The 21,447-nt window shown below is 60.9% G+C and carries 13 protein-coding genes; 11 read left to right on the forward strand and 2 right to left on the reverse strand.

What is annotated here, in order from left to right; all coding sequences use genetic code 11:
* The first annotated feature begins 39 nt into the window (after positions 1-39).
* Complete coding sequence (locus AC3EA7_RS00445; protein WP_488612046.1) at positions 40-1,338, forward strand: hypothetical protein; 1,299 nt, start codon at positions 40-42, stop codon at positions 1,336-1,338.
* Here AC3EA7_RS00445 and AC3EA7_RS00450 read toward each other — a convergent pair.
* Both AC3EA7_RS00450 and AC3EA7_RS00455 read right to left on the reverse strand, forming a co-directional pair.
* Positions 1,250-3,934: a histidine kinase N-terminal 7TM domain-containing protein gene (locus AC3EA7_RS00450; protein ID WP_488612047.1), complete on the reverse strand. Its 2,685-nt coding sequence runs from the start codon at positions 3,932-3,934 to the stop codon at positions 1,250-1,252. The two genes, AC3EA7_RS00445 and AC3EA7_RS00450, sit on opposite strands and share 89 nt — an antisense overlap.
* An 861-nt stretch (positions 3,935-4,795) precedes the next feature.
* Positions 4,796-5,872 carry a glycosyltransferase gene (locus AC3EA7_RS00455; protein WP_488612048.1) on the reverse strand — a complete coding sequence of 359 codons (1,077 nt, stop codon included), beginning with the start codon at positions 5,870-5,872 and terminating at the stop codon, positions 4,796-4,798.
* A gap of 102 nt (positions 5,873-5,974) precedes the next feature.
* Here AC3EA7_RS00455 and AC3EA7_RS00460 point away from each other — a divergent pair, with 102 nt between their 5' ends.
* From AC3EA7_RS00460 to AC3EA7_RS00505, 10 genes are all read left to right on the forward strand, one after another.
* Entirely contained in the window at positions 5,975-8,320 is a 2,346-nt protein-coding gene (locus AC3EA7_RS00460) for a hypothetical protein (protein ID WP_488612049.1), read from the forward strand.
* Positions 8,321-8,566: 246 nt separating this feature from the next.
* A complete protein-coding gene (locus tag AC3EA7_RS00465) occupies positions 8,567-10,153 on the forward strand; it encodes a DUF2079 domain-containing protein (RefSeq protein ID WP_488612050.1) in 1,587 nt (528 codons plus the stop codon).
* A gap of 47 nt (positions 10,154-10,200) precedes the next feature.
* Positions 10,201-12,264 (forward strand): glycosyltransferase family 39 protein, encoded by a 2,064-nt coding sequence (locus AC3EA7_RS00470; protein WP_488612051.1) that lies wholly within the window; start codon positions 10,201-10,203, stop codon positions 12,262-12,264.
* Positions 12,265-12,352: 88 nt separating this feature from the next.
* Positions 12,353-14,539, forward strand: coding sequence for a hypothetical protein (locus AC3EA7_RS00475; protein ID WP_488612052.1), 2,187 nt, complete (start codon positions 12,353-12,355; stop codon positions 14,537-14,539).
* Positions 14,539-15,384 (forward strand): class I SAM-dependent methyltransferase, encoded by an 846-nt coding sequence (locus AC3EA7_RS00480; protein ID WP_488612053.1) that lies wholly within the window; start codon positions 14,539-14,541, stop codon positions 15,382-15,384. The genes AC3EA7_RS00475 and AC3EA7_RS00480 overlap by 1 nt, the downstream gene beginning before the upstream one ends.
* Positions 15,385-17,049, forward strand: a complete 1,665-nt coding sequence (locus AC3EA7_RS00485) for a hypothetical protein (protein ID WP_488612054.1) — start codon at positions 15,385-15,387, stop codon at positions 17,047-17,049. It begins immediately after the preceding gene.
* A 422-nt stretch (positions 17,050-17,471) separates the two neighbouring features.
* On the forward strand, positions 17,472-17,648 hold the full coding sequence (locus AC3EA7_RS00490) for a hypothetical protein (RefSeq protein ID WP_488612055.1): 177 nt from the start codon (positions 17,472-17,474) through the stop codon (positions 17,646-17,648).
* A gap of 75 nt (positions 17,649-17,723) precedes the next feature.
* On the forward strand, positions 17,724-18,782 hold the full coding sequence (locus tag AC3EA7_RS00495; RefSeq protein WP_488612056.1) for a hypothetical protein: 1,059 nt from the start codon (positions 17,724-17,726) through the stop codon (positions 18,780-18,782).
* A gap of 318 nt (positions 18,783-19,100) precedes the next feature.
* Positions 19,101-19,595: a hypothetical protein gene (locus AC3EA7_RS00500; RefSeq protein WP_488612057.1), complete on the forward strand. Its 495-nt coding sequence runs from the start codon at positions 19,101-19,103 to the stop codon at positions 19,593-19,595.
* Between the two features lie 72 nt (positions 19,596-19,667).
* Positions 19,668-20,828, forward strand: a complete 1,161-nt coding sequence (locus AC3EA7_RS00505) for a glycosyltransferase family 4 protein (RefSeq protein ID WP_488612058.1) — start codon at positions 19,668-19,670, stop codon at positions 20,826-20,828.
* Positions 20,829-21,447 lie beyond the last annotated feature (619 nt).

Here is a 21,447-nt window from a genome sequence, read left to right on the forward strand (position 1 = left end):
TTGCTCAGATAAGGATTCGATGAGGAACATATCATTACCATGCACTCTTCTGCCATTCGTTTATTGTGCTGGGTCGTGTGGTGCAGTATCATTGTCGCCCTGCTCACCGGCTGTGGCTCGGCGGCAACCAATCCACTGACCCGCCCCAATCCGAACGTGATGCCCCCCACGACCACAGTTCAACCGCCGCTGAGCGTCACGCCGGCGTTACCGTCGTCGGCGAATACACCGGACCCCGCAACGCCGCAGCCGCGCTTTCTGCGCACGTCTACGCTGCAATTCGGCGTGGTGGCGCACCTGTACTATACCGACCGCAGCCGTGTGCTGATGCTGACGAAGATCGCCGGTTTCGACTGGGTGCGGCAACAGGTGCACTGGAAAGACATCGAGGCGGCGCCGGGCGTGTACTATTGGGACGAGCTGGACCACATCGTTGCCGATGTATCTGCCAGCAACCTGAAGTTGCTGGTGAACATCGTCCAATCGCCAGCGTTCTACCCTCCCGGAAATGGCGGCAAGCCGCGCGATCCGCGTGTCATGGGCAATTTTGTGGCAGCAATGGTGGAACGATACGGTGACCGCATTGCCGCTGTCGAGATCTGGAATGAGCCAAATCTGGCGGTCGAAAATGGCGGTCGCGTGACGCCCGAAGATCCGGGGCGATACGTGGAAATCCTGGCAGAGTGTTACCGTCGCATCAAGGCGATCAATCCCAACATCTACGTTCTGGCGGCGGCGCCGGCATCGACCGGCGTATTCGACCCGGAGCGCGCCATTCCCGACATGGAGTATCTGCGGGCCATGTACACCTACAAAGACGGCATGATGCGCGACTATTTCGACGCGCAGGCAGTGCATCCGGGCGGCGCGGCAAACTCTCCCGACTGGCTCTACCCCGAATTTCCCGGCGATCGTCCGGGCTGGAACGACCATTCAACCCACTACTTCCGCCACGTCGAGAATGTACGGGCGTTGATGGTCGAGCACGGTCTTGGCGACCGTCAGATCTGGATCACCGAATACGGATGGGCGACGCCGAACGACACGCCAGGGTTTGAATTCGGCAACCTGCTGACGTTTGAGGATCAGGCAGACTACATCGTTCGCGCGATCACGCGGGTGTATGAACAGTACCGCGATACGGAAGGGCGTCCGTGGGTCGGGGCAATGTTTTTATGGAATATGAACTTTGCCGTCCTGTGGGGGGCGCAAGGGAACCCAAACCACGAGCAGGCGTCGTTTGGTTTGCTCAATCCCGACTGGAGTCCGCGTCCGGCATTTGTTGCGCTTCAGGGGTTGCATCAGCGTCTGAAAGCGGCGCCGGAACTGTCGCCATAATCGTCTGGCGCATGGCGCACTGGATAGCGCCATACAGTTCGGTCATCTGGTACGGTTTTTGCAGAAAGCCTTCAATCGTCGCATTGGCGAATTGATTCAGAATATCGGGTTGACTGTACCCGCTCGTCACCACCACCGCCACGTACGGCGCAAGAGCGCGCAGCGCTCGTAGCGTGGTCGGTCCATCAATGCCGCCAAGATTGGCATCGAGCAGGACGCAGACGATATCTGACAGGTGTTCTTTCAGAGCCTGGACGGCGGACTCTTGATCGGCAACCACGATCACGCGAAAGCCGAGGTGGATGAGCAGGCGCGCCGTCACATCGCGCACATCAGATTCGTCGTCCACCACAAGAATCGTCGTCGGCTCAGGTGTGGCTATCGGCTCCAGATCAACGGCGGCGTCGCGCCTGTCCTCAATTGTTGACGCTGGCGGCAACAGGATGCTGATGGTTGTGCCGCAGCCAGGGGCGCTATCGACCACGATCCCGCAGTGATGGTTACGCACAATGCCAAGCACGGCCGACATGCCCAATCCGCGTCCCATCGTTTTGGTGGTGAAGAAGGGATCGAACATACGATGCTGCGTTTCTTCATCCATGCCGCATCCCGTGTCGGACACTTCCAGCACGAGGTAATCGCCTGGCGGCAACTGGTTGTCGATGCGGTTCGTCGCCAGAAACGACTCATCGCAGAAGCGTATGCCTGTGCGCAGGCGGATCGTTCCGCCGCCTGGCGGAAGCGCTTCAGCCGCGTTGAGGATCAGATTGAGCACAACCTGCTGGATCTGCGAAGCATCCGCCTGAAATGGCGGAAGGTGCGGGGCAAGATCCAATTCAAGGCGCACATGCCGACCAACCGATACGCGCAGCATATCCGCCATACCTTCGACGATCCTGGTGAGATCGACCTCGGCGCACTGATTGCTCCCCTTCCCGGCATACGCCAGCAGTTGTTGCGTCAACCCGGCGGCGTGACGAGTCGCCAGCATCGCATTGCGCACGTGCCGGTAGGCGTCCGATGTCTTGACGAGCAGCAGCGAAGCAAGGTCAAGATTTCCCATAATCGCCATTAACAGGTTGTTGAAGTCATGCGCGACGCCGCTTGCCAGCAGTCCCAGGCTTTCCAGTTTCTGGGTGTGCTGAAGCCGACGCTCAAGGTCGAGCCGCTCAGTCTCGACACGTTTCTGGTCGGTGACGTCGAGAATGTAGCCAAGAAAGTAGATCGGTTCATTGAGATCATTGTAGATAACGGTGGTATGGTCGTGAACCCAACGATATGCGCCATCGGCGCGTCGCAATCGGTACTCCTGGCGATACCAGGATGCCTTCTGGCGCACATAGTCGATGATTTCGTTCTGGATGCGCTGACGGTCATCGGAATGGATCAGCGACAGATAGATTAACCCGCCTTTGGTGAATGCTTCGGGCGCATATCCGAATTGTTCCTGCACATTGGGCGACACATACGAAACGGGATAATCCTTGAGCGCATCCCAGCGGAAGACAACGACCGGACCGCTGACGAACATGCGACGTTCCTCGCGCAGCGTCGCTTCACTTGCGGCGAGCGCCTGCTGAATCCGCCACTGGTCCGTCACATCGCGCACGACCAGCATGTACCCGCTCTGCCGTCCACGACGGTCGCGCAGCGTCGTGCAGCGCGCATCAAGCACCTGGCCGCTCTGCTCTACCCGCATTGGTTCGCTCATATGAGCACTGATACAATAATCCGCCAGCGTGGGCCAGCGGTGCAGTGCATCCTGCACCGCCTGCCCGACAGGATTCGACAGATCGAGGAGCCGACGCGCCGCCGGGTTGCAGTCAATAATCGTTCCCCGAACATCAAAGACCAGCACCCCATCGCTCAGTTGTTCAAACAAGCGGGTGTAAGCGATCGGGCGTGTGTCGATCCGACTGGAACGGAACAGCGCCAGGTAGAAGAATGTGCCGTTCACAGCAAGCAGAATCGGAGTGATGTCGAAGAGACCTCTAAACTGCTGGCTCACATAAAATGACAGGCTTATGATGGTCATGCAGAGCAATGAGCCTATCAAGAGTGCGATCTGGAAGCGATGCAGTTGCAGAGCGCTTCTCCAGAAGCGCACCAAAAGCCCGACACCCAGCAGAATGAGGGTGTACGAGTAGACTATGTTAAGCCAGTACCAGGGACCGTACTCGAAGCTCAGGCGGGGCAACACATCCGGCAGCGTCACGCTGATGCGCTGGTAGAACAGACTATGCCAGTCGTTGGTGCTATTCATGATCAGGGTCAGAATCGGGAAGAATGCCAGTGCAACCGCCTGGCGCTTCGTCAGACGAGCAGCGCGGTCGGTGTACGTCAGTGTAAACCAGAGCCAGCACGCTGGCACGCTGACAATGCCGATATACTTGACCCGCAGTGCGAACATTGCGAGGTCGAGAGAGAGGGCATTAATCTGGAGAAAATATCCCCACGACCAGATAGCGCCAGCGATCATGACCAGCGCAAACGCGATACTGCCGCTGGCTTCGCGATGTTGCAGAATGACGAGCGCCAGCACAATTGCTGCGCTGCCACTGATGACCAGAGACCAGGAGATGAGCACGAACTCCATACTATCGCTTCGCTCGCTGCCGGATTTGGAAAGAACGAAAACAAACGCGATCGACGCCTATCGCCAACGGATTATGGTATACAGCGCTTTCTGGAGAACAGCGCATCAATGGCTACGGAATGAGGGATAAAGCCCTCGATGTGCCGCGTTGCATGCCTGGAACATTCAGTGCATTTCACCGGGGTCGGATTATTGCCGACGCCAGAATATCGGAGTGCTGCTGGCTGGAAAGCATGACCAGTTTTATGTCGGGGTGCGGCGCTCATAGGGACAAGCTTCTTAGATAGCAGGATCGTCATCGTCTACAAGTCAGACAGCCTTCCTGAAGGAGTTTCCCGCATAGCAGGCGCAGGTTGACGTCTGTTGCAATGTCTGTCATTCCAATCTTATCATGACTTAACCAGGCGCCTTCTCGCCTGGACGTTCTCGCGCGGCGACGCTTCGCCCGTGCTGGCGTCCGAATGCCCTCAAGCGCCGATGCGCCCAAGGGGCGCGCCCCGGTCCCCAGTCCGCCCGGCGGCGGAAGCCGCGGGCTACGGCTGCCAAGCCTGCCTGCGCGGGCTATACCGAATCAATTCTTAATATTCATCAGCCTGCGCGAGCGTCCGGCATCCCGACGCTCGCGTTACCCCTCATCCCCCCTACCCCCTTCTCCCACGAGGGGCGAAGGGGGCTTTGAAACAAAGCGGCGTCTCGATCCCCCTCATCCCCCGCCCCCTTCTCCCAGCAGGGGCGAAGGGGGCGTCAGAATGCGGCAGCGTCCTGGCGCCCGGTTCCCCCCTAGAGCCTATCCAGGGCGGGCGAAGGCATTGCCTTCGCCTACCCGGCTACATGTCACATGGCGAGTTTTCGGATAGGCTCTCACCCCGCACACGTCTGCAATCGGCGATAGACGGCGTCGATGGCGCGATCCCATGTCCAACGGCGCGCATCTTCAGCGGCGCGCCGCCCTTTGCGGCGGCGTTCTTCGGGATGGCGCACAACATGACGCAGCAGATCTACCAGCGTATCGACATCCGGTTCCGCCCATTGTGCGCCAATGCCATAGGCGCCGCCTGTATCGGCAGGTACGAGACCACGAATAGGGAGCGGATAGCCGTTTTCGTGGTTGAGAAATGTCGTCAGCCCGCTCCAGTCGGTGGCAATTGCAGGGATGCCGCATGCCATTGCTTCCAGGATCGGCATGCCCCATCCCTCGCCGCGCGTCGGCAACACGAAGCAGTCGGCGCTGCGGTAGAGTTCCGCCATGCGCTGCATATCCAGGGAGCGGTTGTAGAGGAGCACAACCGGCGGCGATGGCGCCGGCAGCAGCGCTGCCAGTTCAGGCGCCGGGTTGTCGCCAGGAGTGCGGCAGTCGATCTTCAGCACCAGCACAACCGGATCGCCGGCGCGAAAAGCCGCACGATAGGCGCGCAGCAGAATATCCCATCCTTTGCGCGGTCCCCACTCGAAGACTGAGAGCAACACTGTAAGGTCGGTCAAATGGGTGCGTGGTTCTCCCGGCGCAAAGCGCCCTGGATCTACACCAAGCGGCACAACGTGGATGGGCCGGCTGACGCCGCTCGCCGCAAAGACCCCGGCGCCCCATGCGGTCGGCGTCCAGACCTCGTCCATCTGATTGGCTTGCTCAACCCACGTTTGCGGCAGGCGGTCGAATTCGAGCATAGTAAAGCCGATGCGGTAGCGCCCGCTGTTTTTTGAGAAACGATCACCTGGCGCATAGACGACTTGTGGCGCATCGAGTCGCACAGGCGCGCGCTGCAACTCGGCAATGCGCGGATGGATGCGCCCCATCATCACGTGTTCGTCGCGGTCAGCGCCGTACAGGTAGAGCGGGCGCACCGCCGCGCCGCGCGCATCAAGACCCAGGACGAAGGCGAGCGATGAGCCGCTGTAGCCGGTGAGCGAGGCAAATGATGAGTGCCAGACGAGTTCCATGGGAGAACCGAGAACTGAGAACCGAGAACCACTTCCAAGTATACCCCGATTTTGCGTATGCTATAATGCGGCGGATTATCTCACTGCGCAGGGGTACCCGGTTTGGCCGCGCCGAAAGCAACACGCGCTCCAGTCACATGGTCTGGCGCGTTGATCAATCTGCATCGCTGGCAGCCCAGGCTGTCGTTGTTCCTGGCGGCGCTCAGCGTCCTCGTTGCACTGGCGGCAGCGTATGCCACTCAGCCGTTCGTCGCCATCGACGTTGGCGCGCCGTTCGATTACCCTTACATTCGCGGCATGCATGGCCGCGAATTCACAGCACAGATGACGGTTGCGCAGGTACAGGCGTTGCCCGGTGCCAATGAAGTGGTCATCGATCAGCCGTTCGATAAAGATGTGTACATGGCGACGCTCACCCTGGACGACTGGCAACCTGATGCGCTGCATTCCCGCCGGCTGATCGCTGTGTATGCCAATGATCGGCGGATCAATACGCTCGATGATCGTGGCGGCAATCGTCATTTCCGTGTTCTGATCTCACAAGACATCAACCTGTCTGGCGGCGTGCGTCTGCGTATCGAAGCGATCCCGGATCGCACCCTCGATGTGCCGCCCGTGAGCCTGATTGCCGTCGAGGTTGCCAAAGCGCAGACATACCGCTGGACAAGCGAGCGCGCCACGATAACATTTCCGGCATTGGGCAATGGCGACTGGCGGGTGGAGTTGCAGGCGCTCGTCGCACACCCGGATGGCAGCCCCGTCAATGCGCGCGTCTTCGCCAATGGCGAGTTGATCGCCAACCTGCCGGACATGCCCGGCATGCGCCGGTATCAGTTGATGGCGCCGGCGCGCGTTCTCGATAATGGCGATCTGACCCTGGAACTGACTGCCGATCCGTACCGTGATCCGCGCCCGCTGGGAGTGTCGCTGGAGCGTGTGACGGTAACGCCGCTGACCGGTGCGCCTTCGATGGCGTTGCCGCCATGGAGTGCGCTTTTGCCCGCTCTCACGCTCGTGTTGAGCGTCTATGGCGCGCTCCGTTTCTCGCGGGTTCCGCCGTGGGGCGCGTGTGGCGCTGCCGTGGCAGTCGCGCTTCTGGGGGCTTGGGCGCTGGTTGCGTATCGTTACCCGACGGGGCTGTTTCTGGGACCGCTGGCATGGTTCATGCTCTTCACGCTGGCGTTGACGCCGCTCGTTGATCGCGGTGTGGCATGGATCTTTCGCAAACTCGATGCGCCGCTCGATCCCGGTTTGCGCTATGCGCTGCTCGCCATCTTTCTCGTTGGTCTTTGGGTAAAAGGCGGCGGGTTGCTCTTTCCTTATATGCGCGCTATCGATGTCGGCTGGCATATGGATCGGGTGCGCTGGATTCTCGATGGGCACTGGGCGGAGATGTATCTCCCCGGCGCGTTCTCGGAGTCGGTAATGCCGATCAACGAGTGGGGTCCGAACCGTCCGGTGATTCCCTATTCGCCGTTCTTTCATCTGTTTTCGACGCTCTTTGCGCTGTTCCCCTGGTCCCTCGAAACCAGCGCCAACCTCTTCAGCGCCCTGCTCGATAATAGCCGCGTCTTCCTGATTGCGCTCCTGGCGCGCAGGGCAGGGTTGAGCAACCGTGTAACCCTCTTCGCCGCCCTGATCTATGCAGTCACACCGGTGACGTTCCTGCTGCATTCATGGGGGAATGTCCCGACAACGTCAGGCATGTGGTGGACGCTCCTCACCTCGATCGTCATGGTCGCGCTCTATCCGCGCCTCCACGAACGTGGACCGTTTGCGCTGCTCACCGTGCTGACCACCATTACGCTGCTGTTCTACACGGTCATGGCGGTTTTTCACGTGTTGTTCGTCGTTTCCTTTATTGTATTGGCGCTGATTGCGCCAGTGAGAGTCGAACGCAAACCGCTGCAACCGGTTGCGCTGTCGCTGGGAATGGCGCTATTGGCTGCGACGCTGATCTACTATGGACAGTATATTTCACCAATACTGGAGCGCACGGCGCCATATGTGCTAAACCTGGCGACAGCCGGTCCACAGAGCGTTGGGGTGGAGCGTCCGCCGTTCAGCGAGTATATGCTCTCGTTTTGGCGTCATCTCCGCTATGATATGCGCCCGGACGGCTTTCTCTACTACGGCTTGCTCATTCCGCTGATGTTCGTCATTCCGGGCTTTGTCGCATTGCGCAGGCAGCCGCTGCTGTGGGTGATGCTCGCGGCGTGGTTTTCGGTCGGGACACTCTTCATGCTTGTCGGGTATCGCGTGTCGATGGTGGACAAGCAGTTGTTCTACATCGTTCCGGCGATCTGTCTCTGCTGGGGGGTCTACGCCGCACGCTTCTGGCAACGCGGTTGGTGGGGCAAAGTGCTGGTCGTCGCCATCTACGTGTTCACGCTGGCGACAGCGCTCGATCTGTGGATCATCCGTATTTTGCGGTCGCCGGTGGTGTGAGGGAGGAGGCGAGAGGGGCGAGGAAAGAGGCGAGAGGCGAGGGAGGAGGCGAGAGGGGCGAAGAAAGAGGCGAGAAGGGCGAGGGAGCGATTGGAAGGGAAAAGTGATAAGTGACGAGTAGTAAGGAAAACTCCGCGCCTTTGTGTGAGTTGATAACAGGCATCTGGCTCAGTTGGCCATAGGTCCAGCATTATGACACAGGCTCTTGCATCACGCCATGAACGTTCCAACACAGGCGTTGCGTCCATGCTCGCAACAGTTGAGCGGCGGGCGGGTCTGGCGCTGGCAGCGCTCATAGCGCTGTACATTGCGATTCTGTTCTTTGGTTTGACGTTCAAGTATTTCAATTGGGCGCAGGGGTACGACCAGATCGATTATCAGCAGTCGATCTGGAATACGACCCAGGGGCGCTTTCTCGAGATTTCGCACTATCGCCATACTAATCACCTCTGGGGAATGGATTTCATTCCGGCGATCCTGTTGATCGTTCCGTTCTATGCGCTGTTTCCGTCGGCGTTGACGCTCAATTTCTTCCAGGCGCTCTTCATGGCGCTTGGCGCGCTGCCGGTCTATGGCATTGCCCGCGATCGCTTCGGCGACTCGCGTCTTGCGGGTCTCGGATGGGCGCTTGTCTATCTGCTCTATCCGTCGCTCTGGTTCGTGACGATGAGCGCACCGTGGCAACCGCGCACGCTGGCGATCCCGGCGCTGCTCGGCGCGTTCTTCTTTCTGCAACGCGCAACGCTGCGCCGTACAGGCATCCGGGAGTGGGGCGCATATCTGGGGTTGCTGGCGCTGGCGTTGACCACCCGCACCGATGTATCGCTGGTGGTGGCGGCGTTTGGCGTACTGGCGGCGCTGTGGCGCGCCGGCTGGCGCTGGGCGCTGCCGCCGCTCGTTATGGGGCTGGCATGGTTCTATCTTTCAACGAGCGTCATTGTGCCATCGTTCTACCTGCCCGACTATCAGGTGCGTGAAGGAGAGATCGGGTCCGTGACCGAGGGCGATTACTCTGAGGTCTGGCCCGGCAAAAGCCCGCAACTAGCCTACTATTCGCATCTCGGCGATAGCGCTGGCGCCATTCTCTGGACGATTGTGAGCCGTCCATTCGATGTGCTCCAGTTGATGTTCACACCGGATAAGGTGGTCTATCTGGCGCTGATGCTGCTTCCGCTGGCGTTGCTCCCGCTGCTCGCGCCGGATGTCGCGCTCCTGGCGGCGCCGCCGCTGGCGATGAACTTGCTCTCGCTGCGTCCGTTTCAGATCACCGTGCGTGAGCAATACCAGGCGCTTGTGATCCCTGGTCTCATCCTGGCAGCGATCATCGGCGCGGCGCGGTTGTGGTCGTGGTGGCAGGTGCGCAGTGAGCGGGCGCAGGCGCCGCGCGCCAGCGCTGCTGGCGATCAGCAACACCGGACGGGTCTATCTCGCCTGGCGGCGATGCTCACGATCGGCGCAGTTGGCATTGCAACGGTCACCAATCTGGTGTATCGCAATCCCGTCGTCACCACGGTGATCTACCGCGAGTCGCCGGAGCGCCTGGCGGCGATGGAGCGCCTGGCAGCGTTGATCCCGCCTGATGCGCCATTGGGAGTGACATCATTCCTGGCGCCGCGCATGATGCCGCGACGCTTTATCTACTACATGCCGCCGGATGAGTCATTCCCGCCGCTCGAGCGTGCGGAGTATCTCTTCATCGACACCCGCGCTGCGGCGCTGCGCACCGAACGCCACCACAACTTCGTTCAACAACTGCGCGAGTCCGGGCGCTGGCAGGTCATCGCCGAAGAAGAGGACCTGCTGGTGCTGCGCCAGGCGCAGCGGGCGCCATAGATCGTACATTCATGCAAGCTCAACAGACGTTGCGCAGCACGCGGTCCGTGACGACCGTTTATCTGATTTCGCTGGTTGCCATTGTTGCTCTGGCGCTGGCGGCGCGCCTCTGGTTCTGGCAGGTGCAGGCGCGTTCCGGCGCTGTGCCGCCTGGCGATCCGGAAGAGTACTATCGCGCCGCTGTCCATATCCTACATGGCGGATACCACGATACCGGCAAGTGGTTGCGCCCGCCGGTCTATCCCGCCTTCCTGGCGCTGGCATTGCCGCTGGCGGGAATGAACGTCGCCGCAGCACTGCTGCTTCAGGCGTGCGTGTTGAGCATTGGAACGCTGGCGTTCTACGCTTTCGGCGCGCAACTCTTCGGACGCCCAACAGGGCTGATGACGGCGCTTCTGGCAGCGTTATTCGTACCGCTGGCGTCGTATGCCAGTTCGCTCTACGCCGAAGCGCTGTTTGTCACACTTCTGGTTGCCGGTCTGGCTCTGCTCGACCGTGCGTCTGTTCGCGGCAAAGCCTGGGCGGCGCTTGGCGCCGGCGTGGCGCTGGCGCTGGCAGCGCTGACGCGCGCCGTGGGACTGTACCTGATCCCGCTGGCGGCCGTGTGGATTGTCTGGCATGTGCGGCGTGGGGGGAGTTCAGAAGCGCGGCGCTATCAACTGGCAATCTTCCTGATCCTGGGGGCAATACTGGTTGTCGGACCGTGGGCAGCGCGGAATTACCTGGTGCATGGGCGCGTGATCCTGAGCGATACGAATGGCGGCATCAGTATGTGGTACGGCACGGTGCGCGATGACGCCGAACAGGCGTCTGGCGAAGCGCGTCTGGCGTCTGTGCCCAATCTTGCCGATCGGCAGTCGCTCGCGCTCCAGATGGCCTGGGAAAACATCCAGAGCGATCCAGCGCGATTCCTGACGCGCATGCGTTTCAAGATCGCATCGCTCTACGCGCTGCAAACGCGCAGTTATGCGGTTGGAGATGTCATTTCCATCGACTCGCGCGGTACGCCGCTGGTCCAGAACGCGGGCGAATATTCCCTGCCCATCACATTACTGGCGGACGTACAGTATGCGGCGCTCGTCATCCTGGCGATTATCGGCGTCTGTTTCGCGCCGCATCCCGCCCGCGCGGTTCCGACATTGCTCTGGGTGGGGTTGGCGACTCTGCTGGCGGCATTGACCATCGGACACCCGCGACTGCGCCTGCCGATTGTTGCGGCGGTCCTGCCATTCGCCGCGTATGCGCTGGTCCGGTTGCCTGCGGCGTGGCGGCACACCCGTCAGTTGCTGCGCGACCGGCGCAGTTATACGGCGCTGGGTGGAATCGCTGTGTTCCTGGCGCTGATGGTCAGCACACGGTACATTCCGTGGGGTGCAGGTATGTGGTATGCTGTGCCAGGGCGAGCCGCGCTCGAAACGGGTGATCTCCAGCGGGCTGAAACGCTGATGACGCTGGCGCACGACGCCAACCCGGAGAACCCGCTGCGTGTGATCGATCTCGCCGATCTGCGGCTGGCGCAGGGCGACGAGCAGGCAGCGCTCGATCTGTATCGTCGTGCAGCAGAGATAGAACGCCGCAGCCTGTATGCACAGGCGATGCGCGCTCTGACCGGCGCATCGCTGGGGATGCCTGACGAGACGATAGCGGGGCTGGAGGCTATCGATCATTATTGGCGCTCAGGCAACGATCTGCTGGAATGGGCGTGGAATGCGCGGCAAGGCGCTGTGCCGGATCGCGTCGTTCCCGGCGATCCCATGGCGCTGGGGCTGTATGCCGGGTTTGCCCCTGCTACTCCTGATCTGGCATTCGGGCGCTGGACGCTGGGAGCAGGGCGGGTGCGGGTGCACGGAGGGTGCGGCACGCTGGTCGTACAGTTGCACGGACCGGCTGGGCGTCCGGTGGACATCAGCATCGACGACTGGGGCATTCGCGAACGGGTGACAATGACTGGCGAAACACAGGACGTGCGTCTTGCGCTCTCCAGTATTCGCGAATGTGAATTCAAACCCGAACTGACAGTGCGCATCGCCAGCGAAACGGACCTGATCGATCTGGAGCAGGCGCCGTGGTACGCGGGCGTAGCGGTTCAGGAAGTGCGGATCGAACGATAACAGTGTGTTCGGCTGAGGAGAGCAGGAGACAATGAGCCTGTCCGCATATCGGACGGTTGGGCGTCATTGTCGAGAGAGAGGGAGATCCATGATCCGAACACTGCGCCTTTTGTCTGAAGATACCACCGTAATTGCCCGGTTTCGCGCTATCGGCATTGATCTGCTCGCACTGGCGTGTTGCCTGGCGCTGGCACTGCTCGTCACCTGGCCCCTGGCGCTGCGTTTTAACGCCGAGCTGTTCGGCGGCATCGACAATGCACCTGGCCGGTTTCGCTTTGCCGGGTACGAAGAAGCCGGGTTGCACCTGTGGCACCTGTGGTGGGTGAGCAAGGCGCTCCTGCACGGCGACAACCCGTTCTGGACCAACCTGCTGTTCTATCCCGACGGCGTGCAGTTGTATGTGCAAACGATGAGCGCGCCGAACGCGGTCATCACCCTGCCAGTGCATCTCCTGGCAGGACCGGTCGCGGCGTTCAACACGGTCATTGTCCTGGGGTTCGCCCTCACCGGCTTCGGCGTCTTTCTGCTGGCGCGCCAGTACGCCAGCGGATTTTGGGGTCCGCTGCTCTGCGGCGCGCTCATTACGCTGGGACCATTCCATCTCGGGCAGTTGCAGAACAGCCATAATCATCTGTTCAGCATGCAATGGATACCATTTTACATCCACGCCCTGACCCTGCTGGATAAGCACGGAGGTCGCTGGCGCATCGGGTATGCGGCGGGGACGGCGGCGCTGGTCGTGCTCTCCGACTGGTACTGGGCATCGGTGTGTGGCGTGCTTACCATCGTGTGGGTAATCGCGCGGCTCGCGCTGGTGCGTGAACGATGGGCGCTGGTGCGGCGCTATGCGCTCTTCGCGGCAGGTGCATTGCTGACACTCGCACCTTTTGGCGCCGGAATGATCGCCAGTTGGAAATTTCTGCCCGTGGGGCAAGGTGCGCGTGATACTATCTGGGAAGCATATGTACGCTACTCTTCGGCGGACCTGTTGGGTTTGCTTTTCCCCAACGTCTACCATCCGCTCTGGGGAGCGCAGGTCGAACACATGCTGCGCCCGGTTGCCGAACCATTCACGCCAAGCGTCTGGTATGTGGGGGCTGGATGGACGCTGGCGGCGCTGGCGATCATTGGCATCTGGTCTTCCTGGCGGCGCGCACTGCATCTTATCATCATTGGTTTTTGTCTGTGGGTGGCGGCTTTGGGACCAACACTGTGGATATTCGGGCATGATAGCGGCATCCCGCTGCCCTACGCCTGGTTCGACCGGCTGCCGCTATTTGGCGCGGCGCGCAAACCGGCGCTTTTTGTCGCACCGGTGCTGGTCATTCTGAGCGTGCTGGCGGCACTAGGGCTGGAGACGCTCCAAAATCGCCTGCCGTCCGCCTGGCGCGCTGCTCTGATTGTCGTAGTAACGCTGCTCGGAATCTTCGAACTCTGGTTGCCGTCGGGGCGTATCTTTCTGCCGCTGGAACGACCAGCAGTATACGAACAGATCGCAGAGCGTCCCGGCGCCGTCGCCGACCTGCCGCTCGATGTGCTCGAAACAAGTCGCACGCTACGCAATCAGATGATCCACGGTCAGCCAATTCTTGGCGGGTTCATCGCCCGCCGCCCAGCGTATCCATCGTTTGACATTCCGCTCATTCGGGCGATTGGCGCAATGCGCGCGCTGCCGGAAGGCGACGTTATCCCGCTCCGTCAGGCCGATCTGATGGCAATGCAGTGCTTTGCACCGGTGCGCCACGTGGTGGTGCGCACCGACCTGACGACGTGGCGCGAACAGAACAACCTGGAACAGACGCTCGCGCGTCTCATCGGTCGTCCGGTTGCGCCAGCATACAGAGATGCACAGTACCGCCGGTATGAACTGCCTTTGTTTTCCGAAGCCTGCCGGCCCTTCGTGTACCCTGGAAAAGGCTGGCATGCTGTTGAGCAGAACGCCGCAATGGCGCTCTACCGCTGGGCGGATGCAGAGAGCCAGATTATCGTCGCCAACCCGTATACGACATCGTTTCCTGCGATGGTATCACTCAGGCTTGCAGCATACAAGACGGTGCGCCCCACAGAAATATGGTATAACGGTCGCCTGCTGGACGTCTGGGAGGTATCGCCTGACCCTCGAACCTACACACTCCTCCTGCCAGTCAATCAGGGGATCAATCCGATAACCTTGCGGGCGCCAGCCGCGCCTGATCCGCAGAGTAACCGGATGATCAGTATCATGGCGTTTCGTATGAGCCTCGCACATCCTGCGCTGCCGGAGGGAAAGCGATAATGCCAGCGCCTGCCGCCTCATCTGAACTCGAACGCGCCATCGATCCCTGGCTTGCCCACATGCGCTGGCGGCGCGACTTTGCCCGCTGGCGCGAGCGACGTATGAATCAGGAAGCGTATCAGGGCGAGCGGCTGGCACGGTTGGAGCAACTTGCCGGACGCCTCGAAGGGTTGCAGGCGCTCGACCTGGGTGCAGGCATGGGCGGATTTGCGGTGGCGGCGGCGTTGCGCGGCGCGCACGTCGTCGCCTGCGAGTACAATCCGGCGTATTGTCGGATCACCAGATTACGGGCGGAACGTCATCGCCTGCGTCTGCCGGTGATCAACGCCGCTGGCGAAGCGCTGCCACTGCCCGACACGCTCTTCGATGCTGTGGTATGCTGGGATGTTATCGAGCACGTGCAGTCGCCGGATCGGGTGCTGCACGAAATTGCGCGGGTGCTGCGCCCCGGAGGCGTTGCGCTCGTGACGGTCATCAACCGGCGCGCCTGGGTCGATCCGCACTACCATATGCGCGGCATCAACTGGCTGCCGCGCCTCTGGGCGGAATGGCTGATCACGCGCCGCGGGCGCACCAAGCAGGGCGCCGCGTTCCGCGATATGCAACGCTTGAGCGATATGCACTATTTTGAGTACCATGCCTTCGTTGCGCTCGCGGCGCGCCATGGGTTCAGTGTGCGCGATCTTCGTGAAGAAGATCTGTTGCGTGGTACGCTCCACAGTCCCAAACCGGTACGCCGCATCGTGCGCGCCGCGCTGCGTTGCCTGGGGTTGGAACGCGCTGCGTATCGCCTGCAGCGCGACTGGTATGCAGGTATGTTCGAATTGGGGTTGATCAGGCAGTAGATGGCAACCGAACCGACAACCAGCCGCGCTCCCTCGCTCGCCGCACAGGTCTCGCGCGCCGTGGTGTGGAATGCGGTCTTTGTGCCGCTGCGCATGGTCGCCGAGATTGTGGCGACGCTCCTCAAACTGACGGTGCTGCCATTGACCAGTTATGGTCTGCTGGCGCTGGTCAGCGGCGCCAGCAATGGTCTGGGCACCTGGATCGATCTGGGGACGACCCGCGCACTGCCGAAGTATATCCCGGAAACCAATCGCGCCGGGGGACCGCGCGCCGTTCTGCGGTTGCTCACCGCCGTCCTTGCGGCGCAGATGATGGTGCTGGCGCTGGTGTTTGTCGGGTTGATCGTCGGGTATGACCGCTATATTGGCGAATTGCAGGGCAAGGTGCTCGCCGACGGGCGCATTCCGCCCGTGGAGCAGACGACTCTGGTTCAGTTCATCGGTGAGTTCGGCTGGCTGATCATCCTGACTATTCTGATCATGCTGTTTCTGGGCATTTGCTACGATATGCTGATGGCGTATCTGAACAGTTTCTTCAAGCAGCGCGCCTGGAACAGCGTGGCGTTGGCAGCGGGTTTGCTTCCGCCGTTGTTGAGCGCCGCCGCCATCCTGCTCAGCCGCCTGGCGCCCGATCCTGATCGTACTGCGATCATTGGCGTGTTGATCGCCATGTTCGTTGCGCCTGCGCTGGCAGTTACGCTGGCGGGTTGGAATGTCTACCGGTTGTGGATGACAGACGCCCGCTACTGGACATCGGATGCGCCGGCTCAGTCACTGTGGCGCGCAATCCCGGCTGGTTTTGTGCGCTATTGCGCAGTATCGTTTTTGATGACGCTGACCGACTTTCTGGCGAGCAAGTCGTTTGCGATTTTTCTGACGAATGACATCAGCGATGTGGCGCTCCTCTGGGCGGGAGCGTCGGTGGTCGGGATGGTGCTGGGGTATCTGTACACGCCGATGGTGGGGGTGCAGGTGCCGTTGTTCACGCGCGTGCGCGCTGGCGAGGGGGGGACGCTGCTGGGCGCCTATCAGTCGCTGGCGCGCCTCCAGGCATTGCTGCTGATCCCTGGCGCTGTGGGGCTGCTTCTGCTGGCGCGCCCGACGCTGGCGGTGTTGACGCCGCAATACGCTGGCGCAGCGCCGCTCGTGTGGGTGCTTGTGCCATGCCTCTTTCTCGAAAGTATGCTGACAACGGCGCATAATGCGCTGATCGTCTACGAACATCTGCGGGTGATTGTCATTTCACGTCTGCTGACGCTTTCGGTGGTTCCGTTGTTGATCCTGTTCTCGCCGCTGCTGGGAGTTGTCGGTGTGGCGCTGGCATTCGGGCTGGCGCGTGTGCTGGCTGGCGCATGGGCGACGATCAGCGGGTATCGGCTGCTGGGAGTGCGCTGGCCCTGGCGGTTTACACTGCGTGTGCTGCTGGCGAGCGGCATTATGGCGCTGGTTGTTGCCGGAATGGCGCTGCTGCTGCCCGAACTGCCGCCGAATGCCGGCATTGTGCTGCGGCTGCGCGAAGCGGCGCTGCTGGCAGGCGTTGCGCTCATCGGCGCCGGCGTCTTCATTGGTGCGCTCCGAGCGACCGGCGGGCTGGAACCGCAGGACCGCGAGCAACTGGCAAAGATGCGCCTGCCGGGACGTCGTTGGCTATTGCGGGCGCTTTAGTGCAGAGAGGTGTGGAGAGCAACGCAGCCTCTGGAAAACAAAGGCTGGCGGCGTAGTCGTCTGGAGGAAGCGCTAACCAGCGTCTCTCCGGGTGCGATGCCCGTGCTCCCAGCAAGACGGTTGGTGCAACGCGGAAAGGTGCGGAGGGCCACACATCCTCCGAAAAAGAAGACCGACGGCGACATCGCCGTGAAGAAGCGCTCGCTGATGCGACACCGCCGGGTTCAGCAATTTCCAAGGTTCCTGGAATGATCGATGCGCTTATGTCACAAGTCTCGACTGGATTGTCGCCGAAAGGCGCAAATTACATATCACAACGAACGGTTCGCAGTATCATGACACGACAGATTACGCGGAAGCGCCAAAGTACATTATATGCCTTTCAGCGCTTCTCTCGAGCAACAGACTCCCACAGGCTCGCCATGCCTTCCATTGCTCGACACACTGCGATAGCAGGTGCTGCTCCGCATCTGATTGCTCTGGCAATCTACACACTGCTCGGCATTCTGCTGACCTGGCCCCTGGCGCTGCATCTAACGAGCGGCGTGATCGGCGCCGTCGGCGGCGTCGATGCTTATCAAAATGCCTGGAATTTGTAGTGGGTCGCACGGGCGCTTACATCACTGCGCAACCCCTTCTATTCCCCGCTTCTGTTTTACCCCGATGGCGTTGATTTGTTCTGGCAGCCCATTGGTTTTAGTCAGGGCGTGCTGGCGTTGCCGGTGACGCTCACCCTGGGACCGGTCGCTGCGGTCAACTGGATTGTGCTCACCAGTTTTACCATCGGCGGATACGCGACCTTTCTCTTTACACGACGCGTGACCGGCAATGCCGCCGCTGCATTGATAGCAGGGGCGACCTTCATCTGTTCGCCCTATCATATGGAGAAGATAATCGATGGCAACCTGGAGGTCGCTGCTATTCACCGGCTTCCGTTCTATGCATATGCGCTCTTTTTATTGCTCGATAGCCCATCTTGGCGTCGGGCGCTAGCGGCTGGCGCTCTGCTTATCTGGGTTAGCTTGGGAAGCTGGTATTACGGACTGTTTGCGGCGATCACCACCGCATGCGCCGCCAGCATCTGGGCGTATGGCGTTATCCGCACCTCTGCAAGCGCTCAACGACTGCGCTGCGGACTCCAGCAGATCGCATGGGGCGTCGCGCCGCTGATCATTTGGGCGTTGGCGCTCACTCCGTCACTGTTTGCGCTCTTGACCGCCGGAGTGGATGAAACGCTCTGGGATATGCGTCAGGTGCAGCGCGAACGCGCTGCTGACCTGATCGATGCCGTACTGCCGAACCCAGTCCATCCTGGGTGGGGGTCCGGCAATACGCGCCTGGCGCAATCAGATCTATCCCAATGCAGTGATCTGGAATGTGGCGCTGGGATGGGTGGCGTTGAGCCTGGGATTGCTCGGCGCTTTTGCCGCACGCCGCTTCTCCTGGCGCTGGTCGCTGCTGGCGCTGGCGTGTCTCATCTTCGCGCTAGGACCGGAGTTGAAGATCGCCGGCTGGCATACCGGTCTGCCGCTGCCGTATGCCCTGATCCAGGATATGCCCGTCATTCGCTCCGGGCAGCGGCCCAACCATATGGCAGTAATGGTCAGTCTGAGCCTCTCGGTTTTGGCGGCGCACGGCTTCATCGTGTTGCAACAGCGCCTTATACAACGCGCCTCGACGGTGCATGTGTGGAGTATGGCGCTTGCGTTGATTGTGTTCGTTGCCGCTATTGACGGATATGCCGGACCCCACACTCTCGTCGAGCGCCGCATCCATCCGTTCTATACGCAACTCACTGCTCCTGACGGTGCACTGATACCGTTGCCGCTGTATCTCAACGTCAATCGCAGCGAGAATATGACCGCGCAAATGGGGCATGGACGACCCATCATCGGCGGGTATGTCGCCCGCCCGCATACTCATTTACACAGTATACCCCTGGCATCCGCGAGATTCGGTACGGTGAAGTCGAACGCCAGGACGTGGTATCACCTGGTTGGCCCGAATCTGCCCGACGGGCGCTTGCGGCGTATCGTTTCCGATATATTACAATGGACCTGCAGAGTGGCGCAGATGACTATTTTGCTCGTGTGCGGTCGCTGCTCGCCGAGATGGGTATCGCGGCGCCGGTTTTTGCCGATGAGACGCTGGAAGTCTACGTCGTTCCAGATACCTGGGAGGTTACGCCGGTTGTGTTTCTGGGCGATGGATGGAAACCGCTCGAACGTCAACCAGACCGGATGGCGTTCACGAGTGCCGCCAGACACGAGGGACGGCACGACAGTGAACGCACCGACGAGGGTCTCCATCGCTGGGGTGGCGCCGACAACGCCATCGTGCTGGTCAATCCGTATGACTCGCCCATTTACGTCAAACTGGCATTGACGCTGGAGTCGTATGAAACGGCCCGACCCGGTGGAACTATGGCATGGGACGCACCGGCTGGCGCGTTGGGAGGTGCAGCGCCCGGTACGCACCTATCACGTGGGAGCGACCATCCCGCCAGGGCAAGTCATGCTGCGCCTGCGCGCACCAACGACGTATGACTCGTACTCCCGCCGTGAGTTGAGCGTCGTGGCGCTGAACGTGCGCATTTCTGACTATGTTCTGGAGCCGAAATGAACTTATTCCAGGGCAGAACGATGCACATCGCACTCTACAATCTGACCACCACCACAAAATACGGCGGCGTCGAAAGTTTTGTGTGGGACCTGGGGCGCGAGCTGGCGCGTCGTGGCCATGCCGTGACAATCATCGGCGGGGTGGGGAAACGCCGTGAAATGGCGCCGGGGGTGCGGGTGCTGACGTTTCCGTTTATCGACCGGTATCGGTTTCAGGCGCTGCCGCTCCTGCGCCGCGCCTACGCTGAAGCCAAACTCCTCGAACGCCTCTCGCTGGCAGTGGCGGCGCTGCCGGAATTGATCCGCGGCGGCTACGACATCGTCCATATCCAGAAGCCGTATGATCTGGGTCCGGCGCTGCTGGCGCGGCGGCTCGGCGGAGCGCGGGTGGTGCTGGGATGTCATGGCGAAGACTTCTACCCCGGCGATGCATTGCTTGCGCCATATGTCGATGCCGCCGTTTCGTGCAGCCGCTTCAACGCGCGCACAGTGGCGGCGCGCTATGGGTTCGAGCCGACAGTTGTGTTCAATGGCATCGACACCGCCCTGTTTCGCCCGGTGGCGCCTGAGCCGACGCTTGCCCGATTCAGTGGTGCGCCTCTGCTTCTGTGGGTTGGTCGCCTGCAACCGTGGAAAGGGGTCGATGTCGCCATTCGCGCCCTGCGCCAGATTCCACGCGCGCACCTGGTCATCGTCGGCGACGGCGAAACCCGCGCCGATCTGGAGCGCCTGACGCGGGAGTTGGGACTGGCGGACCGGGTGCGCTTTCTGGGAGCGCTGCCGCGCGAACGTCTTCCGGCGATGTACGCCGCCGCCGATCTGTTGCTGGCTACCAGTTTTGCCAGCGAAACCTTCGGTATCGGTCTGGTCGAAGCGCAGGCATGCGGGTTGCCGGTGGTCGCGTCGCGTTTTGGCGGCTTCCCGGAAGTGATCGATGAAGGGCGCACCGGCCTGCTCGTGCCGCCGCGCGATCCGGCGACGCTGGCGGAAGCGGTGTGTTCGCTCCTCGATGATCCTGCCCGTCGCCGTGCAATGGCTGCCGCTGCGCCGGAATGGGCTGCGCAGTTCTCATGGTCTGCCGTCGCCGATCGTGTCGAAGCAGCGTATCGAGCCGCTCATACGCGCCCACACGCGGCAGAGGCGATCATCAGACGATAAGCGCCTCTCCAAATAACCGGCGGAGCAGTGTCATTGCGAAGGGTAAAGAGAAAGAGGCAATACTAACTTGCGGTCAGTCGGACAAGATGTTCGCGTGTTCGTTGTACAAGACGCAACAGTCAACGCGCTCCGTCAGGCGGGTCGTGGACGCATGACTGCGCAGTGGCATCAGTCCGTCCGTCGGCTAAAGCCGCGGGCTACGGTTGCGAAGCCCGCCTTCGCGGGCTTGACTGGGCGATGCCGGATTATTTTTTCAAAAACCATTATTGACTTCCCGGCACAAAGCGGTAACCACGAAGGTCACAAAGGGACACACAGGAAAGGCGCTTCATGGTTCTTCCCCTTCGTGCGCTTCGTGTCCTTGATGGTTAAGCCTGCGTGCAGTCGACTCATTATTGTACGAATGACCGCGAATGAGTATCAGTTCTCGGTTCTCAGTTCCTGGTTCTTATAGAGTGATCAACCGGATGTTGCACAATCATTGCCCGTGTTGACCGTCTTGCGGCTGACGTTGGCTTCGACAGGCTCAGCCAACGTCAGCTGCTGCACATCCTTAGATCATCCAGGTTTTGGTTGATCGCTCTATTAGTTCTTGGTTCTCAGTTCTCGGCTCTCAGTT

This window comes from Roseiflexus sp., assembly GCF_057785375.1.

Bases quoted from the DNA above. Each gene is read 5' to 3' on its own strand.
- AC3EA7_RS00445 (WP_488612046.1), top strand. From the start codon at position 40: ATGCACTCTTCTGCCATTCGTTTATTGTGCTGGGTCGTGTGGTGCAGT.
- AC3EA7_RS00450 (WP_488612047.1), bottom strand. From the start codon at position 3,934: ATGGAGTTCGTGCTCATCTCCTGGTCTCTGGTCATCAGTGGCAGCGCA.
- AC3EA7_RS00455 (WP_488612048.1), bottom strand. From the start codon at position 5,872: ATGGAACTCGTCTGGCACTCATCATTTGCCTCGCTCACCGGCTACAGC.
- AC3EA7_RS00465 (WP_488612050.1), top strand. From the start codon at position 8,567: ATGCTCGCAACAGTTGAGCGGCGGGCGGGTCTGGCGCTGGCAGCGCTC.
- AC3EA7_RS00475 (WP_488612052.1), top strand. From the start codon at position 12,353: ATGATCCGAACACTGCGCCTTTTGTCTGAAGATACCACCGTAATTGCC.
- AC3EA7_RS00480 (WP_488612053.1), top strand. From the start codon at position 14,539: ATGCCAGCGCCTGCCGCCTCATCTGAACTCGAACGCGCCATCGATCCC.
- AC3EA7_RS00485 (WP_488612054.1), top strand. From the start codon at position 15,385: ATGGCAACCGAACCGACAACCAGCCGCGCTCCCTCGCTCGCCGCACAG.
- AC3EA7_RS00490 (WP_488612055.1), top strand. From the start codon at position 17,472: ATGCCTTCCATTGCTCGACACACTGCGATAGCAGGTGCTGCTCCGCAT.
- AC3EA7_RS00500 (WP_488612057.1), top strand. From the start codon at position 19,101: ATGGACCTGCAGAGTGGCGCAGATGACTATTTTGCTCGTGTGCGGTCG.
- AC3EA7_RS00505 (WP_488612058.1), top strand. From the start codon at position 19,668: ATGAACTTATTCCAGGGCAGAACGATGCACATCGCACTCTACAATCTG.